We start from the raw sequence: 24,939 nt of genomic DNA, 5'->3' as shown, positions 1-24,939 counted from the left end.
TATCGCTCATATTTCTGTCTCAAAAAAGATATCTGATGTTCTTTTACCACAAAATGTTACTATTTTGGAGATGTCTATTCAACCTTTTACTTTATTTAATCTCATCTACCCTTGGTTAACAGTTTTCCCTATACCTCAATTAACTGTGGGTTTTTCTAAACTTCAATCTATTATTTATTATTTCACAGATTCAATTTCTCTATTCCTGACTCACCCTGATTTATACTTTTCCTCTGCCTAAAGTGACAAAACAGGGATAAATACGGTGAATCATTTCAATATTTTGGTAATTTTGACTGTTAGTGCAGCGGTTCTCGGTTTGGGAAAAAGTGGGGCGCTAGCTGCTGTCTTGAATATCTCTGAGACTAACTCTGGTTTGCAGCTTCACAGCCTGCAAATAGCAGAAAAGAGCGATCGCAATTTAACCAACTCAAAAGGTACCTTAAAAGAAGGTAGTGCCATCTCTATCGATCCTGATGAAGTTACGGGCATACCAAAAGCTGAGGCGCGGCAGCGTTTCATTCTGAATAAGATATATCGGGTTCAGGAAGGCACTACCCCTGACGATTTGTTTATTGTTGATGAGAAAGCAAATAAATGGGCTGTAGAGGATGTCTCTGAGGCTACAATGGGTGCTACTACTAACAGCGTTGCCCAGATAGTCTCGGGTAACGGGAGAGTCTGGGCGTTGATCCAGCAGTTCTAAACTCCAAAAAAACGCCGCTTTTAAGGGCGGCGTTCTTAGTAATTAAAAATCCTCGGTTAAAAATGGTAATTATACCATTTTTAACTTTTAATTTTTAATTATTAATTTTCTAACAGTCGTAGTAGAGAGCAAACTCGTAGGGGTGAGGACGCAGCCGCATCGGGTTGACTTCATTGTCGAGTTTGTAGGAAATCCAGGTTTGGATGAAGTCTTCGGTAAATACACCGCTTTCAGTTAAGAAACTGTGGTCTTTTTCTAACGCTTCTAAAGCGCCTTCCAAGGAACCGGGAGTCGAAGGAATTTTGCTCAATTCTTCCGGCGAAAGGTCGTAGATATCCACGTCCAAAGGTTCGCCCGGATCGATTTGATTCTTGATGCCGTCAATGCCGGCGCACAGCATGGCTGCAAATGCTAAATACGGGTTGGATGTGGCATCGGGACAGCGGAATTCTAACCGCTTGGCTTTGGGGTTGGTTCCCGACAACGGAATCCGCACTGATGCCGATCGGTTTCCTTGAGAGTAAGCTAAGTTTACAGGTGCTTCAAAGCCCGGAACCAATCGCTTGTAGGAATTGGTCGTGGGGTTGGTGATTGCCAAAAGTGCCGGTGCGTGCTTGAGAATGCCGCCGATGTAATGCAGTCCCATTTGACTGAAACCTGCATATTGATCCCCTGCAAATAGAGGTTGGCCGTCTTTCCAAATCGACTGGTGAACGTGCATCCCGGAACCGTTGTCGTTAAACAGCGGTTTGGGCATGAAGGTGATGGTTTTGCCGTATTTTTTGCCGACGTTTTTGATGACGTATTTGTAAGTCAGCAAGTAGTCGGCTGCTTGTACTAAAGTGGCAAAGCGGAAACCGAGTTCGCACTGACCGCCGGTGGCGACTTCGTGGTGGTGCTTTTCGATGGGTACGCCGCATTTTGCCATTGTCAGCAGCATTTCCGTTCTCATGTCTTGTGAGGTGTCGGTTGGTGCTACTGGGAAATAACCTTCTTTGTAACGCGGTTTGTAGCCGAGGTTGCCGCCTGCTTCTTCTTTGCCGGAATTCCAGCGACCTTCGATCGAATCTACGTAGTAGTAGCCGGCATTTTGGGTTTGGTCGAAGCGAACGTCGTCAAAAATGAAGAATTCTGCTTCCGGGCCAAAGAATGCTGTATCGCCGAGACCGGTTGAAAGCAAGTAGTCTATGGCTTTTTGGGCAATGGTGCGGGGACAGCGACTGTAAGGTTCGCCGGTGCGGGGTTCTTTGATGCTGCAAATGAAGCTGATGGTCGGTTCTGCCATGAACGGGTCCATCCAAGCTGTGGTCGGATCGATGACCATCGTCATGTCTGATTCGTTGATGGCTTTCCAGCCCCGAATGCTGGAACCGTCGAAGGGTACGCCGTCTGTGAATGCGCTTTCGTCGATTTGGTCGTGGTACAGGGAAAGGTGTTGCCAGATCCCCGGCATATCGATGAACTTTAGGTCAACGATCTGGATTTGATTTTCTTTTATGTAGTTTAAGGCTTCTTGGGGTGTCTGGAACATGACTTACTCCTGATATTGGTTGTGTCTTGGCGATCGGCCGATTTCAGACTGTTTGGGCGATCGTAGGCCTTCAGTATCCACTATTTTGTAGCCGTAGATACAAAATTTTGAAATTGGGGCCCAGTGTGGCCGGGCAGTTAGTGATTCTTGCCCTGTCGATTTTTCGGCTGCTGAAGATACAAGGCAAACGGCTGAATTTTTCGCCCGTTTGCCGGGGATAGACTACCCTTCGTGAAAATCCCATCTCAAATCTTAATCAAACGCCGATTTGTAGTAGTCTACAATAGGCGGTCTGTCTCAGATAGCAAAGTATTGATAAAGATTTTTGGGAGAGAAACTTATGCGCGATGCAGTGACGAGCCTGATTGAAAATTATGATGTTGCTGGTAGGTATTTAGACCGAGATGGTATCGATCGGTTGAAATCTTATTTTGCAACGGGCACGGCACGGGTACAGGCGGCGGCGGCGATTAACAGCAATGCTGCGACAATTGTCAAGCAAGCTGGTATTCAGCTATTTGCCGAACAGCCTGAATTGATCCGTCCGGGCGGAAATGCCTACACGACTCGCCGCTACGCGGCTTGTCTGCGCGATATGGACTACTACTTGCGCTATGCCACTTACGCTTTGGTGGCTGGAAGTACCGACGTACTAGACGAGCGCGTGCTGCAGGGTTTGCGCGAAACTTACAATTCTCTAAGCGTTCCCATTGGCCCGACGGTGATGGGGATTGGCATTATGAAGGAGATGGTTAAGGCTCAGGTGGAAGCTGCTGGCTTGTCTGTGGGGCCTTTTTTGGAGCAGCCTTTTGATTACTTGATTCGCGAATTGAGCGAACAAGATATTTAAGTCAATTTGCTACTTCTTTTAACAGCAAATTGCTTTTCTAGCTTGCAGTTAGCAACAGTTGGATCGATCGCTTTTTTGGCTTCGCAGCCTCAAGCGATCTTTTTTTATGGGTTATGACATTTGAGATTAAAGATTTGAGATTAAAAATTTTATATTTTAAATTTTATATTTAAAGGATTGAACAATTGGGAATGACTGATGAATTAAGGGTTTGGAGCTTCCCTACAGTTGCATTCTTTCTTGAAACTGGTGTTAAAAATCGCCAACACGTCCCCAAACGAGGCATTTGTCTAGGGAATTTTTGGTTTGGTGCCGCTCGACTTGTTCGGCGGTTCTTGCTTCTACTTCCCCGTTGGGGTAAACAATGTGGATGATGTCACCGCTGAGGAAAGCCCAGGTATTTTCTTGACAATGAGCCGGATTTCTGATAGGAAAGTTAATTGTTTTCATGGTCGATCGCCCTAATAGTATTTGTAGCGCTTTTAGCTGCATCTAAAATCATCCGCTAGTCGCCAAAGTTTTTGTGTGATTCTACGGATATTTATCTGTGATTGAAATACACAATCAGAGCGATCTCAGTCACATAATGTGAGGTGGGGCGATCGCCCCGCGACGATCGCAAAACCAAAATGCTCGCCAAAAATCAGCAGTCGGGCTTGTGCGTAAGTGCTAATCTGGTACAGTCCTTAACCCTATTCGTACAGATTAAAGACCTTGGCTAAACAGCGACTAGACACACTATTGGTCAGCCTAGATTTGTGCAGTTCCAGACAGCAAGCTCAGGCATTGATTCGGACGGGAAAAGTATCTATCAACCAACAGGTAGTTGACAAACCGGGCACTGAGGTTGACATTGCAGCCCAAATTCAGATAAAAGAGCGATCGCGCTATGTTTCTAGAGGCGGCGACAAATTAGCCAAAGCTTTAGAAGTTTTTGCGATCCCGGTAGCAGGCAGAATTTGTCTCGACGGCGGCATCTCCACAGGCGGTTTTACTGACTGTTTGCTGCAAGCCGGCGCCGCCCTAGTCTACGGCGTAGATGTTGGCTACGGTCAAGCAGATTGGGGCTTGCGCAACGATCCGAGAGTAATTTTGAAAGAACGCACCAATTTGCGGTACATGACTGCTACTGAGCTTTACGGCGACTCTGCGCGAGCAGATTTGGGGGTAGTAGATGTGTCGTTTATTTCCCTGGATAAGATTTTACCGTCGCTGTGGGAATTGTTGGCACCGCCGCGAGAAGCGGTGTTGCTGGTAAAGCCGCAGTTTGAGGTAGGGCGCGAGAGAGTCGGAAAAAAAGGCGTAGTGAGAGACTCAGCAACTCAAGCTGATGCGATTTTTCAAGTGTGGAAGGCAGCCGCAGCTTTAGGATGGCAGGAACGCGGCTTAACGTGGTCGCCTTTACTTGGCCCGGCGGGTAATATCGAGTATCTTTTATGGTTGGGGATCGATCGCGAACTGGAATCAGACCAGAGGGCGATCGAAGATGGTGTTGTGAAGGAACGGATCGCACAAGTCACAAAAGCGGCCGCCCGGGAACTTGTCGATCGATTGTAGATTGTAGATTTTAGATTGATTTCAAGATGTCAAGCTAATCAATTTTAAAAGTCAAATTTGGAACTCCAGATTGCTCTAAAATTTCAAGTTTTTTTGTCAATCGGACTCCTCAACTTTCACAAGAGTGAATAATTCCATGCAATCATTCAAACAAGCCGGTTCGATTTTACTGTACGTTCTAGGTGCCATCGGGTATGTGGCGATTGTAGCTACTATTGTAGGCGTTTCAATTCTGATCAAATGGGCGGCTCTGCTACTGGCAGACAAATTATTATATACAATTCTGATTATCGGCGATTTGTTGAGAGGCATCGAAATTATAGAACTGTTAAATATATTGGTATTTGCTTTTATCGGTATGGGAGTGGGTGTGGCGACAAGGCTTCTACCCCCTCAATACGGTCGTAAAATTAGTGCGGCTTTCTTGATAGTTATAGTTCCCTTAGTTTTCATGATTACGCCAGCCATCAGATATAATTCTTGGCTGGAAAAAGTAGAGGAATCGGATAACTTATCCCCTTCAGAAACTGCAACATTAACTAACTCATTTTTGAAGAGAAAGGTAGGAGTACCGAGTTTTATCGGTTATTACGTATATACTGGTCAGTTTCCGGTTATTCCGACCAAACAATCTGAGATGAAAGACCTCGACAGTTTTGAAAAAAAAGTTAATTCCCGATTTGTACAGTTCACAGGTATTGCTCCGACTATTGTTTCTTGGTCAATGCGGATTTGTTTTTGGCTGATTAGAATATTTTACTTTTCTATAGCGGTAATTGCGACGATCGCTCATTTTAGGGAAGGTGTTATCATCGCGAGACGGTAATACGATTTTCGATTTTCGATAGATCCTAGCTCTTCGATTCTTAAGAAATAACGCTCTTCTGACCGAAAGCATCCAGGATAGAATCTCCCGGATTCATCCGTCCAGAAATAAAAAACCTGTATCCGATAAAGGAGCCCCTGAATTTCTCTGCGGGGTCAATGCTTCAATCTAAAATCTAAAATCGCGCAATCGATTGACGCACCCTAGTAAACTGCGATTTTTATGGCTGAACAATCAGTTGACCAATTTTTATCAAGACTTGAAGAACCGTATAAAGTTCATTCATTAGAGGAACAGGTGAAAAAATTCTTGATAAGTCATATTTAGGCGGATTCTGAAAGTCTAGCTTGACGAATACAATTTCACTGCCATTTGTCATCGCCGCAAAACTCGGTCTATCCTTACGGGGATTGGCGGTCATGTATGCTAGTGTTTGGGGAAGTGCAGACATTACTGAAATTGTGGTGCGCTTCGACTCTAAGAGTGTCACCCAAAACTGATTTTGCATCACTAAAACATCAATCCGTCCCTTGAGAGTTTCTACTTCATCATCCTCGTCATCTAAAACAATTTGTACAGATTTTTCAGCCATCCTTTTAAAAGGTGGATCGTAAAAATCCGCTCGTTCCAATAGAGGCGAACCCATGATTAGCGTAACGGTTCCTTCTGTAAGGCTTCCATCATTTAAATGATAGAGATATCGCCGCCGAATTAAATTGAGGGCAGCTTTATCGACTTCTGTAATTTCGGGTAAATCTGCATACCATTCTGGGAAAAATCCCTCCGATTCAGTTCGCGTAATATTGAATCGAGATTCAACATCTGCTAAAGTTTGGATAATTTCAGTAATGGCTGTTGTTTGTGTCATATTTTAAACTCTTGCTGCAAGCGATCGATAATTGTATTTCGCTCGATGGTGGCGAGAATTTCTTGAATTACCGTATCTTGTCCCAGCGGGCCCCAGGTGCAGCCTTTTTCTAAATAAACTTGGGCGGCGCGACCGACAGCGTAGGTTCCGTAAGCTGCTAAACTAGCTTGAGTGACAGCGACTCCGGCGAAAGTAGAAAAGCCGATTTGCGGGGCCGCAACGGCCGCACTTTTGCCGAATCCCAAGAGGAAACTGCTGCCCAATTCTCCCAAAAGTACGCCGCCAGCGCTGGAGAAAATAGTCTGCCAAAGTTTCCCCGCTTCGTAACCAGTCATTGGTAAGCCGTAAAGTCTGGATAAAGAGCGAATTAAGGCTAAATCTGCGACAGTTGCTCCCATTACATCCAAGAATGCGACTGGATTTAAACCAACAGCCAAAGCTTTATATTTTGCAAATTGCCAGATTAAATCTTCGGCTTCTGTTTGTCGCAATTTGAGAACTTGACGGGCAATATTTGCTTCGGCATCTCTAGCTTCAACTAAAGCATTTAGAGCGAGGAGCGATCGACCTTCTCTGTTAAGAATTGTGAGAATTTTATGTTTGAGTTCGTCTATCTGCGCGGGCGGCGACTCCCATTCGTTAGTTACTCTTCCGTCTGACCATTCCACCCGCACTTGCACCGGCGCAGGTTCGGCGGCTACCATGACTATTTCTAAAGATTTGGCAGTTTTAGGCGGTGATTTTGCAGTAGATTTATGAGATGGGTGGTTGGGGTCGGACAAATTTTCGCTATCTGTTTCATCTGTTGCCACAGCGGCTGCTAACTGTTCAGAATTTCCCAGCGCTTGCAAACTTTGGTAAATAGCTTTTCTGTCTAATTCTGGATAAAGGTCAGTTTTATTAAAAACTAAAATCACCGGTTTTTGAGCTGTTTGCAATTCGCACAGTGCTTGATATTCAGTGCGGGTGATATCGCCTGCAACGACAAACAAAATTAAGTCAGCTTGGCGAGTTACTTGTTTGGCCATTTCGCCGCGCACTTCGCCGCCAACTTCATCAATTCCCGGAGTATCAATTAATTCTACTTGGATTTTTTCTCTGTCTTCTGTGGCGGGAAGATAAGGGATAGTCCAGCGCACGGAACGCGGCCACTGGGTTACGCCGTTGAGAGGGCCTGTTTGCAGGATTTTTTGACCTAACAGCGCGTTTAATACGGCTGATTTGCCGCGGCTGACTAGGCCGAAAGTAGCAATGCGAATGACGTTGTAGTCGAGTTTTTCTGAGGTGGAAGTTAATATATCTAACTGCTTTTGCAGGGTTGCTTCTAATTCTGTATTATTCGAGTTTTTTTTGCCTTGGCGCAGGTGGGAATAGCGCGCCAGGGATTGGCGCAAACTGGCGCGGGCTAGGGATAAGCGATTTTCTTGAATGGAATTGTCAGCCATTGGCGATCGGCTTTTTTAAGCAGGTATAATTGATCGTCGAATTATAAGTCCTATGTATCCGCTCAATAATCCGGGGTAAAGCGCTCAACGATGCACCTCAAATGACGCAAAATCGTTCCTGAGTGGGTACTCCGCCTCGAATTATTGAGCGGATACTATTTTGTCGTACTTGATTTTTTTTTTTCGTTTCAACCATCCTGCTACACCCAAGGCTATAGCTGAACCAAAGATTGTGGTCGGTTCAGGCACAGGCTCTGCAACGTCCGCGGTTTCAATTATCAGCCGGGCCTCGGTAAGGTTGGCCTTACCCAACGAGTTTGTGGCCCGAATGCCAAACCCCGCAAAAGCATCCTTGTTGTTAATTAGCTCACTAATAAACGGAGCCACATAATAGGTAAAAATTTGCGATTGTGAGGATTGTGAGTTAGTCGTCGTAACGTCTGGGATATATTTTCTTAAGTATATTCCAGCCTCAAAATCGGATGCGTCGGCTTCTCCGTTTCCTCTATAACCGAATAGTTCCGCCCAAAAATAACGATGCCTTACCGTGATAGGATTAGCCCTAACCTGAAGAACAGCCTGGGTAATAATTGTATTAGAGGTAAGAGATAAATTGGCAATATTAAATTCGTATAAAGCTCTAAATTCCGCAAACTCCCCTATTTCCAGAAGATTATCTAAACTATCATGAGAAAAGTCTCCTAGCCCGTCACGATTATAATCAGCAGCGGAATATCCATTGCCTACCAAGGTAATTGTAGCTGCTTTAGCTTCGGGGCTTGCTCCCAAGGCAAAGCCTAAAGCGGTGCAAACAGAGGCAAATGCGATTGTGTGGTAGAGGTTTTTCATAAAAACTCAATTTCCTTTTATAATAAAAAGTCTGGCTAGAAAGTATCCGCTCAATAACTCGGGGCGGACTACCCACTCAGGAACGATTTTGCGTCATTTGAGGTGCATCATTGAGCGATTTACCCCGGATTATTGAGCGGATACAATCCTATTTCTTATTTTAATACAATTTTTCATAAATTTATAATTTTTTATTGTGAATTAGGTAGGGACACGGCACTGCCGTGTCCCTACGGATATCCTGGGCCACCGACCGGATTTAATATCAGATATCCTGGGCGATTGATAGGATTTAATATCAGATGCTGGACTAATTTTAATTGACCCCTGAATTAACGGTTTCTTAATCGGCTGCGGCTAGGACACGGCACTGCCGTGTCCCTACGGATATCATGGGCAATCGACCCAATTTAACAACATCAGATGCTGGACTACTTCTAATTGACCGCCGACTTAACGGTTTCCGGCCCAGATACCTGAGATGAAAGGCGACTCGCCACTTGATTGATGAAAGATTGCAAGAAGGAAACTTGCTGATTTTGCGTAAATACTGCTTGCAAAGTTTTAGTCAAGTGGTCGATATTTAAAATGCCTTTTGCAGCATTTTCCAGCTCTCGACTTTGGAAATATTCAATTAAACTCAGTCCCGCTATTCTGGTAAAATATGCTGCACTAATTCCCTGCACCGCGCCTCCTGCTACATAGGTGACGGCATTGCTTTTCAGCAGTCCAGTAATAGTTTGAGTAGACAGTTCTACTAATCCCAGTTTGAACATTTGATTGGCCAAAGTTGCTGCTACTGTCTTAGCTTGGTCTAAGGAAAACTTTTGCTGGTAGATAGCGCCGAGGTCGATTACGAGTTGGGTGCTGATGGCGGTTGTTGCTAGCAAGTCTAAAGCGGGAACCGGGTTAGTAAAGACGGCGGCGGCGGCGATGTACTGATATTGTTCGATAATGGGAATTGCCCGATCGCGCCTGACTGCATTTAAGAAGGTTTTCGCTTCTAATTTGATACTTGCAGCTTCGCGCACTGCACTCGCCCAGACTAACTGTTGCCGTTCTTCAGTTAAGATTTTAGTCAATCTTTCCGTCAGCGCGTCGAGTTGAGAGACTTGATTTTCAATGCGTTCTTGAACAGTGCCGTCAGCTTGGTGCTGCCGCACTTTAATAGACTTGGGAGAAGCTGCGATCGCAATTATATCTTCTGTCCGCAATATTCCTTGCATTTTCTGCTGCAAAGAATGCAAAACCTGCGACTGCTGTTCTGGCAAATATTGGTCTAGTTTGTTCCAGACTAGCAACACCCGCTGACCTGCTGAAGCTAGCTGAGATAATGTTTTAAATTCGGAATCTGTGATGTCGCCCGCTATCACAAACAACACTAAATCACCGCCGATTTTGGCATCGGTATTTGTATTAGCAAACAGCGGTGCTGTTTCTGGGAAACTCAACTTTTGCGGGTGTTGAGATACCCAATTGGAATTTAAAACTTGAATTAAGGCAGTTTTGCCGACAGCTTTGCCCCCAGTGACCGTAATCCGCAAATCTTGTCTGTCTAATTCGGTTCTGAGCCGATCGAGCTTTGCTGTTAGATTAGCAGGATGTGCGGAGTTTGGAGCTTCTGAAGCCAGCAAATTAATTGCGGCTTCCGAAGCCGCGATCGCTTTTTCGGCTGCTTCCCGGTCTGCCAGGGGTTGCGGGAGTGCGAGTTCGAGTTTGGGGGATTGTTGCTTCCACCACCAATACCCCACACCGGCAGCCGCCAAGCCGATGAGTGCCGTTTCGCCCATTTCTGAACCCGAATGCTGTAGACTTTCCAGCAGCCACAGCGCTGCTGAAAGTCCTATTCCGCCTATTAAAATCGGTCGCCGCAAGTTAAGTGTCATTTTTTCCTTCCTGTGGGTATTGTCACCAAGCTTAACCTTTGCGGGCTTGGCCTCCCTCCCTATATTCCATCGTACCTCTGCCGCATCCAAACTGGCAGGCGGGCGATCGGGATTTTGGGCGAATTACACCCTAAACATTTTTCACAAGTGCAAAATGTTTGTAGTAAGGAAGTCCGTCCTTGCTGTTGAGTTGGGAAAGAAAGGAGTTTATTCCTCACTACAAACTGTTAATCTTTGAGAAATCGGACGGGTAATTGTTTAGTCTCCCAGACAAATTCCCAAACCGCGGGCAGTTTTAACCAGAGTACCATTGAAGTCTACAGGACTGTATCTGGCGATCGCCTTTTCCAGGGGAACGCTCACAACTTCCCGCTTTTGCCAAGATACCATGCAGTCGTATTTCTCTTCGGCAATTAAGTCAACTGCTGCGACGCCAAAAGCAGAAGCAATTAATCTGTCTAGCGGTGAAGGAGTTCCTCCGCGTTGAATATGTCCCAAAACGGTGACGCGAGTTTCTGCACCGCTGCAGTCAGAAATTCTATCAGCTAAATACTGACCAATTCCGCCTAATCGACTTTGACTTAAGCGATTTGTGTGCATTACTAATTCGCCTGCTTCCGTGCGAACTGCCTCCGCTACTATAATTAAACAGTAGTTTTTTCCCCGGTCTTGGCGTTCTTGGATTTGGGCACAGATTTGGGCAATTGTGTAAGGGATTTCGGGAATTAGAATTATATCAGCTCCCCCAGAAATTCCGGCACTAATCGCAATATGTCCAGCGTCGCGTCCCATGACTTCAACAATCATGACGCGACTGTGACTGGCCGCAGTAAAATGCAAGCGGTCGAGTGCTTCAGTGGCAATATTGACAGCCGTATCAAAACCGATGGAACGCTCGGTAATTCCAACATCATTATCTATAGTTTTAGGAATAGCAACTAAATTCAAATTGCCGTGTTGAGCAATCTTCCTGAGAATGGCGAGACTGCCGTCGCCACCAATGCCAATTAAGGCATCCAGACCTAGTTGATGATAGCCTTCGATAATGTCGCCAGAACGATCGTGTAGAGTCCCATCCGGCATCGGGAAAGCAAAAGGGTCGCCCTTATTTGTCGTGCCTAGCATCGTACCGCCAATGGTGAGCCACGAGTCTACTTTCTCAATATCCAAGGGAATTGCTTCAGGGGGACGACTCATCAATCCGTTGGTGGCTTGACGAATCCCCATCACTTTCCAATTGTAAGTTCCCGTTGCGCGGTAGACAACGGCTCGAATAACTGCATTTAAGCCTGCACAGTCACCTCCGCTGGTGAGGATACCGATACATTTTTGTTCTTCCATAATAGACCTCTTGCAAAATAATTTTGTGCTATTATGAAAAGTTTAGCCAATTTTATAATCTAGCCGGCCCGGCAAGTTTAAGGAGATGCCAATCCACCCAAGAATTCCAAGTTTGACCTAAACTCGAGCAAACTTTTAAGGATAAGACATATTTTTTTTGCAAGAGGTCTAATTAATCCCCGACTTTTGTTACTCCGAATATGAGTTTATCTTTTTATATCCCGATCGTCCAATCCTAATTTTCGACAAAAATAGGTAGGAGAAAATAAACTTTACTCCGTTACAGAATGTAAAGCTATTATAACTTTTGTGATTGCTTTCATAAGATATCGCTCCTTTGGGGAGCGTTTCACTCGTTTTTGACTACTTATGTATTTTCAAGCTTCATCCACCTAATTGAGCGGCTCATCCGTGACGCACCCCACAAGTTCGATCGCTAACTTGCGTACCATCGCCCATCACCGTCTCCAACAAAACATCAATTTTACTTCTGATTGAGACGTTTAGAAACTTGGTTAATTATACCGCTGAGAATAGCACCGCCCATGAGAATTCCGAGGGCGGGATTAAATACGGGCTGCCACAGGCTGTACCACAAATCAAAACCTAGATTCACCCCGGTCGAGCGACCCGCTACTGCGATCGCAAACCAGCCAAAAATGGCAAACACGAAAAATACATCAGCTACTAGAATAAAGTTGAGCAAGTTGAGAAGTTTATCTTTCATATCGAGCGTTCCTTTTGAGTGCATATCTGTAAACTTTTGGCAAGCGGTTGGTAATGGAGCGGATTGATAGCTGCAACTGGCGATCGAATAAAGATAAAATATCATTCAATTGTTGTCGCGCACAGGCTGTCAAAATATGGTTCGCTATACACTTCCTCAAAGCCCCGAAATTATTTTAACTGTCAAAGGGAAAGATTCAGGCAAAGCCCGCGAAGAAGCTATGGATCGGCTGATGGAGCTCATGGATGATGGTAAGCTGCCTACGCAACTCCTGGAGGGATTTGGGCCCAAGCAGTTTGTTGAAGTTAAGGATATCGAAGATGCTGCGTCTGACGGCGAGGACGCGATTACTGAAGCAGTACAGATTTTGAGCAATTTGGCAAGTCTCAAATTGAAAGTCATGGAATCCCGCGAAGAAGCACTTAAAATCCGGGCGGCGATCGACATTCTGTTTACCGATGAGGCTGTGACTGCCGAGGAAATTGGTCGCTTGAAAGATGGTTTCAAGGTTCTCAAAAACTTTGCTCAAGCTAACGTCCGTTATCGAGAAGCTAGAAGTAAAGCCGAAGAAGCGCGCGCAATTCTCGACGAAGCTTTGCAATCTGTGGAACCCGAAAACAAGGTGCAGAAGTCTGCGAAATAAGGACAACAATAACGCACCTATTCTATCTGTAGGGTGTGCAATGCACACCTTACCTGCACAGGTATCTCAACCACTATCGCCTGATTCAAATCAGGATAAATATCATGAGCCAAGAACAAACAGGAATTCTCAGAAATACCATGTCAGGCAGCTTGTTGCTGGCGAAAAAGTTAGGTTTTGAACCAAAAACTGTGATTGATGTCGGCGCAGCATTGGGAACTTTTACCCTTTACGAAACTTTCCCCAATGCGCGACATTTGCTAATTGAGCCGATCGCCGAAAATGAACCTTATCTCGCCAAAATTTGCCGCAAGCTCAAAAGTGCAGAATACATTATTGCTGCTGCCACCAAAAAATCGGGAGTTTTCACCCTCAACGTCAGTCCCGATATGCTACATTCTTCGATTTCTGAAAATCGCGTTACTGATAGCAGCAATCCTTATTTGAGAAACATACCAGCAATTACCCTGGATGAAATATGCCGGGAAAGAAATTTGTCAGGCCCGTATTTAATTAAAGTTGATGTAGACGGACAAGAAGTAGATGTTTTAGCGGGAGCAACTGAGATTTTGCAGCAAACTGAATATGTAATTGTAGAAGTTACTTTGTTCGGTCAGATGTATGATGTAATGAGTTTTATGAAGTCCCAAGGATTCGCAGCTTACGATATTGTTGATTTGGGATATCGCCCGACTGATGAAGCTTTGTGGCAAGTTGACATGGCTTTTGTTAAGGAATCTGGTCAATTTAGAAGATATAGCAGTTTCGCAACCGGACAGCAGGATATCGCAGCCATTAACTCGTATCTCAAAGTTTACCGGGAAAGTTTCATGAAATACATTGACACTCATTACAACGACCCTGTAGAGCCAGAACCAGAGGTCAGTAAAGCTGTTGTGGGCGAGGATTATGTCATCATTTAACTCAAGTTGCTTCCATATAATACTAAATCAAGGTCGCACTTCGCACGCTTATTTAATTCATCCTCAACATCTAAAAAACAGGTTTTCTAAATGCTGCTATTGTTGTCTATAAGCTTGCAATCTCCTGTAAATTGGCTTTCATTGGATATCAAAAAGTAGGAATGCCCTAATGCGGGCCTCACTATGATAGAAATATCAATGCAACTAACTAAAAACATTAGAGATCGAGGTTTACGAATTTGAGACGTAGGGCATACCTCAGTAGCTTCTGGAAATAGAGTAAGACCAAGTAAAGGCACTGCTTTTACTTGGCATCAAACTGTCAAGGAAGAATTCCGCGTCAAGCTACGCTGTGACCGGGTAGTATCAACTACCACAATTAATCCCAAGGCGATTTTGTTGTGAATCGTTGAGTTGCTGGCGGTCGAAGCTGTCAACCGTCAACCAAAGGAGGCTTTCAATTCTAGTTCTTTAGCCCAAGGTATTGCTGCCAAAATATAGTAGATGTAATTTCCTGTGAAGCACTTTTCCACTGTGTACTTACTGATGACCATTCACTGCGACTTTGAGCCGCAACTTTAAACCACCTCGTCAAAAGCTTAAGACCAGCTAATTTATCTACTTCCTTTTGATTGCTATAGCTTTTACTCAGCTTGATAATGCTTGGGTGAAAGGTTTCTGGGTCAGTATTTTTGAGAAAATCTGGGCCTTTCATATAGTCTTCAAAAGCTTGTACGGCCACCAGTGCGCGATCGCAATCAAATGTTGCTAAAGCCTGAATAATGACTTTTGTAAGATGCTTTACTGCATCCGTATATCTGAGGGAATAGTGGATAGCATAAGCTATAAGATCGTTGCGAGTAAAATAATAATTTTCCCAATTTACGTTTTTGGCAGAAGCTGGTAGATGCCACACCGCCAGTGAGGGAAAAGCTACAATGTTTTTGCCCAGGTCTTTTATTCTTAAACCAAACTCTACATCATCTATTTTGATAAAGAAAGGCAGCGGCAATTTAATTTCTTCAACAAGTTCCTTAGAAAAAGAGAAAAACCAAAATCCGCCATAGTCTATATCTTCTTCCGTGAGCAAACTGTTGAGATAATTAGCATCTCGTAAATCGAGGTTATTATTTACAGGAGTTAATGAGCCAGGTCCAAATCCTCTATTTTTAGAATAGGCGTTGTACAATGCTCCTGCTTCATACAACATATGCTTGTTCTGTAAATCAAGCAGTGCGCCAGCTACTGCAAAATCAGTCTTGGCGTACTCGTACAAAGAAATTAACCTATAAATACATCCACTTTCTAACTCTATATCATCATCCATCAGCAAAAAATGAGAGTAGACGTTCTCCTCTAGAGATTCAACTAGCCCTCTGGTAAAACCACCACTTCCACCCGCGTTTATATTGGGAACCAGTTTCAGCTTTGGCTTGTTGAAATCCGCTTCGTCCAAAGTTCTACCATTATCAACAACAAATAATTTGAAGTTCTTAGTTTCTAGTAATTTATCTTGAAAAATCGCAGCCAATGTATTTTTTATATAAGTCTCTTTTTTGAAGGTGCAAATGGTAATTGCTAACGATACTTCTCTGGTTTTATTTTCATCAGTTGCTATCCACCCCTCTTTAAAGGCACCCCGTTCACTAGAACAGGTTATTTCAAAATAGATTCTGCCAGCATTTTCGCTTTGAAGGAGATTTATTGGTGAGATTTTTACAGGCTCTGAGAATTGACAGTTCTCAAAGTTTTGTTCAGAAATAATTTCTCTGTTGTTTTCTCCGTTAACTTCTCTATAAACAGAAACTTTAAAATCTCCTTCAAGTTTCAGCGAATAGTATATAGAGCTAAGAGTTGTATATTTAGTATAAAACTTTTCATAAAAGGAATTAAAGTAAGAATTTGAGGATACAATACCACCCTGACTTAACACAACTTTTTTTTCATCTTCCTGATAGTTGATAGATGCAGATTGATTACACTGTATGTATAAATCAGAAGCCTCGGCTGATTTGGGGAGATTTATTCCACTTACTATATTCATATAATATCTACCTACTATCTAGCTAAAATGTTCGTAATTTTTTTTTCTTTTATTTGACTGATATTAAGCAGTCTTAGCTTAAGAATAATTTGTAGATAGCTTTTAGCACGTCCTCCTTGAGGCATAACTCCTATCAAGTTTTTTTAAGTCGTGGATAAAGCGCTTGATATCGCATCCAAGCCTCTTCTAGGCTGGGATCGACTGATTGCGGAGTTGCAGCAAGCGTTGGTGTGGCTGCCAGTTTGATGGTGTCATTAGCATCTGCGTATATGCCAATTCCTATACCTGCCAGTAGAGCTGCACCACGCGCGGAAGCAGCAGCAACTGTAGTTGCATAGAGGGGTATTCTCAATACATCGGTCAGTAATTGTTTCCAAGGCATTTCTGCCGTTCCACCGCCTGCTAAACGCAGTTGTGTCGCTTTAAAACCTGTTGCCTCAAGTGCCTCAAAACCTTGTCGCAAGGCAAAAGCAACTCCCTCTAAAGCTGCCCGCATCAAGTGGGCCCGTGTGTGATGAAGTCCCAGCCCTACCCATGCGCCGCGTACATAAGGGTCAAGGTGCGGAGTTCGCTCACCTGTGAGGTATGGCAAAAATGTCAACCCTTCACATCCTGGGGGAACAGAAAACGCTTGAGTGTAGACCTCCTGCCAGCTCAAGCCGAGGATACCTCGCACCCATTCCAGCGCTAACCCAGCATTTTGCATTGCTGCAAGGGCGTACCACTGGTTAGGTACGGCGGCCCGATAGAGATGTGTACGACCGTGACGATCGATAATGGGTTGCGATCGAGGTGTAATGATTTGAGCGCCTGTGCCGATGGTTAGTTGAACCAAACCAGGCTCTAGTAGTCCGTTGCCAAGTGCCGCCGCTGCGGTATCCGCAGCACCAGCGATAACGGGTAAGCCAACTCTCAAGCCAAGATGTTCTGAAGCAATAGTTGTTAGGTAGCCTGCGATCGCACTAGAGGGGATAATTTTTGGCAACCAATCACCGCGTAGATTCAGCGCCCAGATCGCATCCTCTGCCCAGTTGTCCGACACAACATCGTAAAGCAAAGTACCGCTAGCATCAGATGGTTCGGTTGCGACTTCTCCAGTCATCCGCAACCGCAGCCAATCTTTTGGCTGGAGTGCCCAACGCGCTTCGGTGCAAACAGCAGCCTCGTGTTCTCGCAGCCACAACAAAGTGGGGCCGGCCATTCCAGCCGTAACCGGGTTGCCCAATCGCTCTAGAATAACGCCATCGATCGCATGATAAGTGTTAAGCGCGGCACTAGAGCGAGTATCTGCCCAGAGGATAGCAGGACGCAGGGGCTGACCCGACTCCGCAGCTAGGACAACACCGTGCATTTGCCCTGAAAGTGCGATCGCCTGTACCTCTTGAGCGTGATTTCCTACAGCCTTCCTCACAGCCGAGGCAACAGCTAACCACCAATCTTCTGGTTCCGACTCAGCCCATCCGGGGTGGGGTGCACGAACAGGATAAGAGCTTGACGCTTCACCCATAACGGTTCCGTCTGTCGCTAGGAACAATGCCTTAGCAGAGCCTGTTCCTAAATCTATGCCAAGCAACATTAGGTTATCCTCAAATACTTAAAAGTCAAGCCGAGAATTTCTATCTGCGGTTGAACTCAGGCGAATAGCCGGGCAGATAGACAATTTGGGCACCATCCGCTTCCAGCAACAGGGCAGTAGTTATTCCTGTGTGGATCTTAGGATGCGTTGTCTGTGCTTCGCCAGAAAATCAAGCATGACCTTCGCTACAGTATCCGCCGACTCTACCACAAAGGCGTGACCGCCTTGCTCGAGGATAGTTAGTTCAGCATTGGGAATACCTTGAGCTAATTGCTCCGAAAATTTGACCGGAGTAAGAAGGTCTTCTTTGCCAACCGTAACGAGTGTAGGGCAATGAATGTTTGCAAGCCGATCGCTGGTATCACTGCCAAGAATAGCTCGGCTTTGGTGATACAGTCCATGAGGTGTCGGCGCAAATGGTTGATTCTCAATCCAGGTGATGAGTTGTTCCATTACCTCTGGAATCGAGTAAAACGCATCGGTAAACAGCCAAGGCAAGATAACCCTCTGATAAAGCGTTCCCTCTAATTTCTGTGTCAAGTCGCCAAACAATTTGATGAGTGAATTAAACTTTTCATCTCCCTTTGCCCAAGATGAGAGAAGTATCAAACTTTGGATTTTTTCTGGATATGCCAAAGCCAGTTCTTGAGCAATCTGTCCACCCATTGAATGACCTGCCACATGGACTTGAGAAATGCTCAAGTAATCCAACAGCGCGGCTGCATCAGCCGCCATTTGTTTGATGCTGTAAGGACTGTCTGGCGCTGCACTTTGCCCAACTCCTCGGTTATCAAAGCGAAGCACCTGATACTGCTTAACTAGCGATCGCATCATGGCAGCCCAAGTTGAACTGTCACTGTCAAACCCCGCTATCAGCAGTAATGGCTCGTTTTCGCTAGAACCTTGAATGTTGTAGTACAAATCAATTCCGTTGACCTGAATTACTGACACAGACTTTTCTGGAGACTACAGACTTCAATTGCTTGCATCGCTTTCTGGTCCAAGTGATAACTGTAAGGTTTTGCCATGACAGGTTGCTGTGAGACTGCTACTGTATAGTTTATGTCTTAATGAAACTGGCAACAGCTATAAAGCTAAAAATCGCAGCTTAAGTTGATAATGCCATTACTGTGCCTGCGAGGATCGGACAAGCGTTCCTTTAGCACCAAACTCATGCAAACTCCTCAACTTGTCAGCAACAGTCTCGACGAAACGCGGCGACTCTACTAAATCGCCAAAAACCTCAAATATGCTGAGCAAGGGTCTGGGATCTGTTTTACCTGAGCGGACTTGTTCGGTGAGGATATCAGCTAAGGGGTCATCAATGGAGATAGGACGGTTCTGGTCGTCATAACCATTGAGATAGCGACACCAAGCAGCAATCGTCAAACTTAGGTAATCGATCGCACCTCCAAGTTGTAATTTATCGCGGATCGATCCTAAAACAAACTTAGGAATTTTGGCCGATCCATTCAGGCACAGCCGCGGAAGCCGATCGCAAATTTTAGGATTAGAAAACCGTTCAATTAGAGTCTTTTTATAATCGTCTAAATCAATCCCAGGAACCGGTTGAAGCGTTGGTGTCACCTCATCCATCAGGTTAGCGACTGCTTGCTGAAACAAGGGATCGGCCATGACTTCATAAACGTAGGTATAACCTGCCAGAGAGCCGAGATAGCCAATCAACATATGGCTGGCATTGAGCAGCCGAATTTTCATCATTTCGTAGGGATGAACATCATTAGCCATCTGTACGCCAACGGATTCCCAATCGGGTCTGCCCGCACAAAAGGTATCTTCAATTACCCACTGGGTGAAAGGCTCCGCGACGCATGGAAACGCATCATCTATACCAAACTGTTGGGCCACCATGTTGATATCTGCTGGGGTTGTCAGCGGAGTAATGCGATCGACCATGCAGTTGGGAAACGCAACGTGTTCAGCAATCCAATTTCCTAAATCTCGATCGCGCATTTCGGCAAATGTCGTTAGCATTTTCCGCACCATGTTGCCGTTGCCCTGGATATTGTCGCAGGACAAGACTGTAAAGGGTGCCAACCCCTGTTTGCGCCGCTTTTCGAGTGCTGCTGTCAAAAAACCGTATGTCCCGATTGGTTGGTCGGGATGTTGCAAATCGTGCTGCATTGTCGGGTGGTTTACATCGAAATTGCCACTTCCTTCAATGTAGTAGTAGCCGCTTTCAGTGACAGTTAGAGTAACAATTCGGCATTTGGGATCTGCTAATGCTTCAATAACTGCTTGACGATTGTCTGGTGCAAACAGGTATCGAGTTATTGAACCGATGATTCGAGCGCGATCGCCTTCTTGCGATCGCTCAACTAAGGTATACAAACAATCTTGGGATTGAAGCGCATCCCGCATTCGCCTGTCGCAGTCGTAGTCGAGCAATCCAACACCGCAGATTCCCCAATCACTAGCAGGATGCTGATGGAAATAATCATCGAGATAAAGCGCTTGGTGCGATCGATGAAATCCGCCAACCCCAATATGCACAATGCCATTAGTAATTTGATGGCGATCGTAATTGGGTACGCGCACGTTTCCAGGTAAACGAAACAGAGATGCTTCATTCAGCTTGATTGTTGAGCCGGTGCCGGTATTGCTGTTCATCTTAATTTATGACCTTGTGATGACGGCTTATTCTCAGTATTGCAAAATGGGTAAAAAAGGTGCAGTCAATTTTGGCGAGTCTGCATGGCAAGTCGATCGCCAAACGCAAAACCGATCCCCGACGAAGTTGTCGCCCAAGCTATTCTTGGCAAAAGCTGATTTTTCACCCCTCCTTTTACGGTCATTTCAATAGCTCAATCAGATCGTGCATCCGCTCAATAACTTGCTCGGCACCAGCCGACTTAAGAGCTTCTGCACGGCTTTTTCGTTCGTCCTCGCTTACATGAGTTCCCCCTACATAACCGATAATCCGCCCAATTCCAGCAGCAACGGCAGCCCTGATCCCACTGATAGAATCTTCAACTGCCGCGCAACCCGAAACTTCAGCGTCCAGACACTTCACTGCGTGTAGATAGATGTCAGGAAGCGGCTTGGGTCGCGGAACCGGGAGAGAGTCGTGAGCGCTAAATATCTGCTCGCTGGGGAAATAGTCAGTCACGGCTGCAGAAGTAAGGCAAGCACTCAGCCGCTGTAAGCTGCTGTTACTTACTAGCGCATATTTAAATCCGTCATCGCGCAGGTAAGACAGCACTTCGGGCGTTCCTTCAGTAGCTTTGGCCTCTACACTAAGCCGTTCAATCGCTCTCTTTTCTTCCTCAGCCACTAGCCTGTCAATATCTCGCTCATTAAGAGTAGTTAATGAGTCTGGATATATCTTCTTGAGTATTTCTCTGTAAGGTTTCCCGGCGAAGCTTTTAACAAACTCCTCAAGCTCATAGTGTTGAGCGCCAGGGAACTCGCGAGCCACTTCATTTGTCAGCCTCCATGCGCTCTCAAGTGCTATGGTTTCACTATCAACGACAGTTCCGTCATGATCGAAAAGCACCACCAAATCATGCTGAAACGGTTTCATTCAAAACGCCTCCCTCACTGTAATTCTTAAGCGCAGCCAATAGTCCGTGGGTCTGGATATCTCGCAAAGCTTGTTGGCATTCATTATCTACGACCTCTGTCTGTTGGCAATTCTCCAATCCCAGAATCCCGCTAATTACTGCGCCTTCTTGAATCGCTGTAATTGCGCTTTGGCTATCCTTGGCATGATAGGGTTGACCAGACTCGCACGCCTCTTCTCTGACTGCAAGCAGCCACGCAGCAACGGGAAGTATAATCCGCTTCATGCTGACCTTGAGGTTATAAGCATCCTGAAGTATCGGGAATATATACTTGCCTACTTTCCTGCTGGTTTCTGAAGAGATTCTCTCAGTAGTATCGGGAAGATCCTCGTTACTCAGCCTGAGTAATACCTGCTCCGTATATTGTTCGCACATCTCGCGAGGCACTGGTGTTGCTGCCGCTATATCTTCCATGAGAAGCCGAGTAAACAACTCGAATTCCGGTAGGGCGATCGCCTCGTGCATGTACTTTATACCTGCTCTTACAGCTAAGCAGGCTATGAAAGAGTGTACTGCATTCAAGAATCTCGACTTCATATACAAAAAAGGAGTGATGTCGCCAGTCATAATCACCCCCGTATCTTCCCACTTGGGTCGATCGCCTGTGAAGTTGTCTTCCACGACAAACTGCCAAAATGGTTCCGTTACAATAGGTGCGCGATCGCGAACTTGCAACAGTCTGCTGGGGTAGTTATAGTCGGATTCCTGCTCTTGAGGCACAATCCTGTCTACCACTGAATTAGGGAACGTGGCGTTATCCCTGATGTATTCTGCAAGCTGAGGATCGATCTCTTCAGCGTAAGCTAGCACTGCTTTTCGCAGGATTTCCCCGTTTCTTGGGAGGTTGTCGCAAGAAAGGGTGGTGAACGGTGTCATTGAGCGATCGCGTCGTCGCCGTAGCGCCTCTACTATAAAGCCAATTGCAGTTGTTGGAGCGGAAGGATTTCGCAGATCGTGCGCGATGTCTTCATTCGCTGTGTCGAGGTTAAAATTCTTGTCTAGATGGTAGCCTCCTTGAGTAATTGTCAGAGTCACCAGATGCACAGAGGGAGACGCCATCTTTTCAAGCACATACTCGCACTTGTCTCTACCATTAACGATTTCCCTGATAGAACCGATCGCTTCGGCTTCCTCGCGATTTTGAGCGCAACTAGAGTGTTTGGTCAAAGTGTAAAGGAATCTCTGCGGTTTCAACCTAGCAATGGTTTGTTGACTCTTGAGGCTAACCCCGCAAATCCCCCATCTCTGCTCTTGAAACCCCTTCTGTGCAAGATAGTTATGTATTATGCAGGCGAGGTGGCCCCTAAAAAAACGACCAGGCCCGAAATGGACGATACCAGTCTTAAGCGCCCTCCTGTCGTAAAGAGACTGTTGCCTCCACAAACCAGTTACAGTACCGAAGCGAGAACTTGAAGAAACACTGGGCGGTCTGAGTAAGTTAATCATGAGAATTCTTAAATAAGTTTGATAAGGTAAAATGAAAAATGGTCAGTCTGGGTATACCCAATGACCTACAAGCAACACAAATTTCTCAAACTGCGAAAATTTCGGATATCCTTTGCGCCATCTACAAAGAAGCGTATTACCAGATGGTAATTAGGGTGTGACAGATAGAGCAGAGAAACAAAAAATCAGGTAAACCTAATTAAGAATCAAAGCTCTATTGGTCATTAACCTGAAGTAAGGCACGAGAGTAAGCGACCTACTGCAACTTTGTTCAACTTGGGCAAGTGCGTAAGCCGAATGTATGTCCTATAAGGCGCAAATAGAGTGCTTTTAATTCAGGCTTGAGATTCCCCAAGAACTCTGTAGGATTTGATGTTATTTCCCTTGGTCGCTGCTATCCTCCGCCTTCAGGAGAATCTACAAACAATTATTTAGAGGGATTTATAACAACAGGGTAAATAGAGTCTGACAGGTAGAACAGAGAAACAAGAAATTAGGTAAACTTAATTAAGTATCAAATATCAAGCAGTCATTAACCTGAAGTAAGGCACAAGAGTACACCACATACTGCCACTTTGTTTAGCTTGGGCAAGTGGGTAAGTCGAATGTCTTTCCTGTAAGGGGCAAATAGACTGCTTTTAAATTATGCCTTTAGATTACCTAATAGCTCTGTACACTTTGTATGTTATTTACCTTGGTCGCTGCTATCATCTATCTTCAGGAGAATCTACAAATAATTCTTTAGAGGGACTTATAACCACAATCAAGCGTATACTTCGCTACAAGCAGTTAATACCAATTTTAAACGAAATAACAGTATTCTTGTTCCCCCCGCAATGCAGCGGGAGGGCTAGGGGGGTCGAAGAGTGTTGCACGATTTTAGAAAAATGGTATGAGGAACGGATAGCCGAAGTGCAGCGGGATATGAGAGTCCATTAGTCAGAGGTTGCCATCAACTTGCTGGGATTGTGGGAACACAGAGGGATTGTGGAACTGTACTTCAAACACCGCTACAAAGCGTTTAATTATCGCAAGGGCGCCAACAGGCGATCGAGCGCAACTACGAACTCAAGAAAGGTACATTTACTACTTCCCCTGACACCGATCCGACTTGCACTTTCAGTCCTTCCCCGCCCGCTTTTGTGCGGATGTAAGCAAGACCAAAAAAGCCGGATTCAGTTTCCGTAAAACTGGTCAGTTTGCCGACTTTTTCTTCTCCGATTGTGACTGCTGTTCCGGGTTCAACCGCACCGCTCAACTGCACGCCCCAAAGTTGCTGTTTGACTCCTTTGTAGGTGTTCAACCGAGCAATTGTTTCTTGACCGATGTAGCAGCCTTTGTCATAGGTAATCGTGTGTAAAAGGCGGGCTTCTAAGGGGTTGTAATCGTCTGTGAGTTCAAAATCGGGGGCGGGGCGTCCTTGTTCGATTCGCAGTTGTTCCCAAACTCGATCGCCCATCGGTACGGCCCCAGCTTTGACTAATTCCTGCCACAAGTGGGCTGCACCGCTTGCGGGCGCAATTAACGTGTATCCGGGAGTTGCTAAACCGCTACCAACCGCCACTCGGACTTCCACACCTGCAAAATTTATCAATTTGTGAGTAGCGTAAGGTTGATTTTCCAGTTCGGTAACTCCGATTTTTTCTAATAGTTGAGTGCTTTCCGGGCCGAGGAAACTGAAAGCAACAGTTGTATCGGTTAAATCTGTTAACTCGACGCGATCCATTGGGAAAATATAGCGATCGAGCAATTCCAGCAGTTGGCGGCGGCGGTTGGGCGAAACTAGCAGCAGTACGGCATCTTCTGTAGCGTAAGCGGTGGCGAGGTCGATCGTCCGGGCGGTGGATGTGACGAAAACGGTATCGCAACCTTGACCGGGTTTGAGTATATTAAAGTTATTGGTACTTTGATTGTGCAAGAACCGCAGTCGATCGCTGTCTGAGATTTGAATGCGTCCCCAGTGAGTCCGATCGTACAAAGCCGCACCTTGTTTAGTTGCTGCGATCGCTTCTGCGTCGTTACCAAAACTCACTGGCACAATTTCTTTGGTTGTTAACTCTGAAAAAGTAGCACCAGCCGCTGCTTGAATGTCGTGCAATTCTTGAATCAGCATAGGATTTGAGATTTGAGCGTTTAT

At 45.3% G+C, this 24,939-nt stretch carries 21 protein-coding genes and 1 pseudogene; 7 read left to right on the top strand and 15 right to left on the bottom strand.

Annotated elements, in window-relative coordinates:
- Together QUA80_RS10160 and QUA80_RS10155 are read left to right on the top strand one after the other, a co-directional pair.
- A pseudogene (locus QUA80_RS10160) lies at positions 1-241 on the top strand (hypothetical protein); the annotation flags it as partial.
- Between the two features lie 24 nt (positions 242-265).
- Positions 266-706, top strand: coding sequence for a hypothetical protein (locus QUA80_RS10155; RefSeq protein ID WP_333423762.1), 441 nt, complete (start codon positions 266-268; stop codon positions 704-706).
- Positions 707-815: 109 nt separating this feature from the next.
- Here QUA80_RS10155 and glnA read toward each other — a convergent pair whose 3' ends face one another.
- Positions 816-2,237: a type I glutamate--ammonia ligase gene (gene glnA, locus QUA80_RS10150; protein WP_333423760.1), complete on the bottom strand. Its 1,422-nt coding sequence runs from the start codon at positions 2,235-2,237 to the stop codon at positions 816-818.
- Positions 2,238-2,577: 340 nt separating this feature from the next.
- On the opposite strand from glnA, the gene apcB reads away from it, so the two are divergent.
- Positions 2,578-3,087, top strand: coding sequence for an allophycocyanin subunit beta (apcB, locus tag QUA80_RS10145; protein WP_333242076.1), 510 nt, complete (start codon positions 2,578-2,580; stop codon positions 3,085-3,087).
- A 252-nt stretch (positions 3,088-3,339) separates the two neighbouring features.
- Here the strand turns inward: apcB and QUA80_RS10140 are convergent, their stop codons facing one another.
- The gene (locus tag QUA80_RS10140) at positions 3,340-3,537 is read right to left on the bottom strand and encodes a hypothetical protein (protein ID WP_333423758.1); all 198 of its coding nucleotides are present in this window, start codon (positions 3,535-3,537) and stop codon (positions 3,340-3,342) included.
- Positions 3,538-3,801: 264 nt separating this feature from the next.
- Between QUA80_RS10140 and QUA80_RS10135 the strand changes: the two genes are divergently transcribed.
- On the top strand, positions 3,802-4,644 hold the full coding sequence (locus QUA80_RS10135) for a TlyA family RNA methyltransferase (protein ID WP_333423756.1): 843 nt from the start codon (positions 3,802-3,804) through the stop codon (positions 4,642-4,644).
- A 136-nt stretch (positions 4,645-4,780) separates the two neighbouring features.
- On the top strand, positions 4,781-5,470 hold the full coding sequence (locus QUA80_RS10130; RefSeq protein WP_333423754.1) for a hypothetical protein: 690 nt from the start codon (positions 4,781-4,783) through the stop codon (positions 5,468-5,470).
- Positions 5,471-5,690: 220 nt separating this feature from the next.
- Here the strand turns inward: QUA80_RS10130 and QUA80_RS10125 are convergent, their stop codons facing one another.
- The 6 genes from QUA80_RS10125 to QUA80_RS10100 form a co-directional block, all read right to left on the bottom strand.
- Positions 5,691-6,338, bottom strand: a complete 648-nt coding sequence (locus QUA80_RS10125) for a type I restriction endonuclease subunit R (protein WP_333423752.1) — start codon at positions 6,336-6,338, stop codon at positions 5,691-5,693.
- Complete coding sequence (locus QUA80_RS10120; RefSeq protein WP_333423751.1) at positions 6,335-7,783, bottom strand: GTP-binding protein; 1,449 nt, start codon at positions 7,781-7,783, stop codon at positions 6,335-6,337. The genes QUA80_RS10125 and QUA80_RS10120 overlap by 4 nt, the downstream gene beginning before the upstream one ends.
- 141 nt (positions 7,784-7,924) lie before the next feature.
- Positions 7,925-8,632: a PEP-CTERM sorting domain-containing protein gene (locus QUA80_RS10115; RefSeq protein WP_333423749.1), complete on the bottom strand. Its 708-nt coding sequence runs from the start codon at positions 8,630-8,632 to the stop codon at positions 7,925-7,927.
- A 437-nt stretch (positions 8,633-9,069) separates the two neighbouring features.
- Entirely contained in the window at positions 9,070-10,518 is a 1,449-nt protein-coding gene (locus QUA80_RS10110; protein WP_333423747.1) for a slr1306 family protein, read from the bottom strand.
- Between the two features lie 258 nt (positions 10,519-10,776).
- Positions 10,777-11,859 carry an ATP-dependent 6-phosphofructokinase gene (locus QUA80_RS10105; protein ID WP_333423745.1) on the bottom strand — a complete coding sequence of 361 codons (1,083 nt, stop codon included), beginning with the start codon at positions 11,857-11,859 and terminating at the stop codon, positions 10,777-10,779.
- 484 nt (positions 11,860-12,343) lie between these two features.
- Entirely contained in the window at positions 12,344-12,586 is a 243-nt protein-coding gene (locus QUA80_RS10100; protein ID WP_333242109.1) for a hypothetical protein, read from the bottom strand.
- Positions 12,587-12,722: 136 nt separating this feature from the next.
- On the opposite strand from QUA80_RS10100, the gene QUA80_RS10095 reads away from it, so the two are divergent.
- Together QUA80_RS10095 and QUA80_RS10090 are read left to right on the top strand one after the other, a co-directional pair.
- Positions 12,723-13,229 carry a hypothetical protein gene (locus QUA80_RS10095; protein ID WP_333423743.1) on the top strand — a complete coding sequence of 169 codons (507 nt, stop codon included), beginning with the start codon at positions 12,723-12,725 and terminating at the stop codon, positions 13,227-13,229.
- A gap of 104 nt (positions 13,230-13,333) precedes the next feature.
- Positions 13,334-14,152, top strand: coding sequence for an FkbM family methyltransferase (locus QUA80_RS10090; RefSeq protein ID WP_333423741.1), 819 nt, complete (start codon positions 13,334-13,336; stop codon positions 14,150-14,152).
- Between the two features lie 463 nt (positions 14,153-14,615).
- Here the strand turns inward: QUA80_RS10090 and QUA80_RS10085 are convergent, their stop codons facing one another.
- The 7 genes from QUA80_RS10085 to ygfZ form a co-directional block, all read right to left on the bottom strand.
- On the bottom strand, positions 14,616-16,196 hold the full coding sequence (locus QUA80_RS10085) for a glycosyltransferase (protein WP_333423739.1): 1,581 nt from the start codon (positions 16,194-16,196) through the stop codon (positions 14,616-14,618).
- A gap of 133 nt (positions 16,197-16,329) precedes the next feature.
- The gene (gene xylB, locus QUA80_RS10080) at positions 16,330-17,772 is read right to left on the bottom strand and encodes a xylulokinase (protein WP_333423738.1); all 1,443 of its coding nucleotides are present in this window, start codon (positions 17,770-17,772) and stop codon (positions 16,330-16,332) included.
- Positions 17,773-17,892: 120 nt separating this feature from the next.
- The gene (locus tag QUA80_RS10075; protein ID WP_333423736.1) at positions 17,893-18,723 is read right to left on the bottom strand and encodes an alpha/beta hydrolase; all 831 of its coding nucleotides are present in this window, start codon (positions 18,721-18,723) and stop codon (positions 17,893-17,895) included.
- 174 nt (positions 18,724-18,897) lie between these two features.
- Positions 18,898-20,403 (bottom strand): mannitol dehydrogenase family protein, encoded by a 1,506-nt coding sequence (locus tag QUA80_RS10070; RefSeq protein WP_333423734.1) that lies wholly within the window; start codon positions 20,401-20,403, stop codon positions 18,898-18,900.
- Positions 20,404-20,584: 181 nt separating this feature from the next.
- Entirely contained in the window at positions 20,585-21,316 is a 732-nt protein-coding gene (locus QUA80_RS10065; protein ID WP_333242102.1) for an HAD family phosphatase, read from the bottom strand.
- Positions 21,297-22,802: a mannitol dehydrogenase family protein gene (locus QUA80_RS10060; RefSeq protein ID WP_333423732.1), complete on the bottom strand. Its 1,506-nt coding sequence runs from the start codon at positions 22,800-22,802 to the stop codon at positions 21,297-21,299. The genes QUA80_RS10065 and QUA80_RS10060 overlap by 20 nt, the downstream gene beginning before the upstream one ends.
- A 1,060-nt stretch (positions 22,803-23,862) precedes the next feature.
- The gene (gene ygfZ / locus QUA80_RS10055) at positions 23,863-24,912 is read right to left on the bottom strand and encodes a CAF17-like 4Fe-4S cluster assembly/insertion protein YgfZ (RefSeq protein ID WP_333423767.1); all 1,050 of its coding nucleotides are present in this window, start codon (positions 24,910-24,912) and stop codon (positions 23,863-23,865) included.
- Positions 24,913-24,939: the final 27 nt, after the last annotated feature.

The organism is Microcoleus sp. F4-D5 (genome assembly GCF_036704885.1).
Lineage (GTDB): Bacteria > Cyanobacteriota > Cyanobacteriia > Cyanobacteriales > Microcoleaceae > Microcoleus.
This window is presented reverse-complemented; position numbering and strand designations above follow the sequence as displayed.

Bases quoted from the DNA above. Each gene is read 5' to 3' on its own strand.
- QUA80_RS10120 (WP_333423751.1), bottom strand. From the start codon at position 7,783: ATGGCTGACAATTCCATTCAAGAAAATCGCTTATCCCTAGCCCGCGCC.
- QUA80_RS10105 (WP_333423745.1), bottom strand. From the start codon at position 11,859: ATGGAAGAACAAAAATGTATCGGTATCCTCACCAGCGGAGGTGACTGT.
- QUA80_RS10110 (WP_333423747.1), bottom strand. From the start codon at position 10,518: ATGACACTTAACTTGCGGCGACCGATTTTAATAGGCGGAATAGGACTT.
- QUA80_RS10085 (WP_333423739.1), bottom strand. From the start codon at position 16,196: ATGAATATAGTAAGTGGAATAAATCTCCCCAAATCAGCCGAGGCTTCT.
- QUA80_RS10140 (WP_333423758.1), bottom strand. From the start codon at position 3,537: ATGAAAACAATTAACTTTCCTATCAGAAATCCGGCTCATTGTCAAGAA.
- QUA80_RS10065 (WP_333242102.1), bottom strand. From the start codon at position 21,316: ATGAAACCGTTTCAGCATGATTTGGTGGTGCTTTTCGATCATGACGGA.
- QUA80_RS10060 (WP_333423732.1), bottom strand. From the start codon at position 22,802: ATGATTAACTTACTCAGACCGCCCAGTGTTTCTTCAAGTTCTCGCTTC.
- apcB (WP_333242076.1), top strand. From the start codon at position 2,578: ATGCGCGATGCAGTGACGAGCCTGATTGAAAATTATGATGTTGCTGGT.
- QUA80_RS10095 (WP_333423743.1), top strand. From the start codon at position 12,723: ATGGTTCGCTATACACTTCCTCAAAGCCCCGAAATTATTTTAACTGTC.
- QUA80_RS10090 (WP_333423741.1), top strand. From the start codon at position 13,334: ATGAGCCAAGAACAAACAGGAATTCTCAGAAATACCATGTCAGGCAGC.
- QUA80_RS10100 (WP_333242109.1), bottom strand. From the start codon at position 12,586: ATGAAAGATAAACTTCTCAACTTGCTCAACTTTATTCTAGTAGCTGAT.
- QUA80_RS10125 (WP_333423752.1), bottom strand. From the start codon at position 6,338: ATGACACAAACAACAGCCATTACTGAAATTATCCAAACTTTAGCAGAT.
- xylB (WP_333423738.1), bottom strand. From the start codon at position 17,772: ATGTTGCTTGGCATAGATTTAGGAACAGGCTCTGCTAAGGCATTGTTC.
- glnA (WP_333423760.1), bottom strand. From the start codon at position 2,237: ATGTTCCAGACACCCCAAGAAGCCTTAAACTACATAAAAGAAAATCAA.
- QUA80_RS10115 (WP_333423749.1), bottom strand. From the start codon at position 8,632: ATGAAAAACCTCTACCACACAATCGCATTTGCCTCTGTTTGCACCGCT.
- QUA80_RS10130 (WP_333423754.1), top strand. From the start codon at position 4,781: ATGCAATCATTCAAACAAGCCGGTTCGATTTTACTGTACGTTCTAGGT.
- QUA80_RS10070 (WP_333423734.1), bottom strand. From the start codon at position 20,403: ATGAACAGCAATACCGGCACCGGCTCAACAATCAAGCTGAATGAAGCA.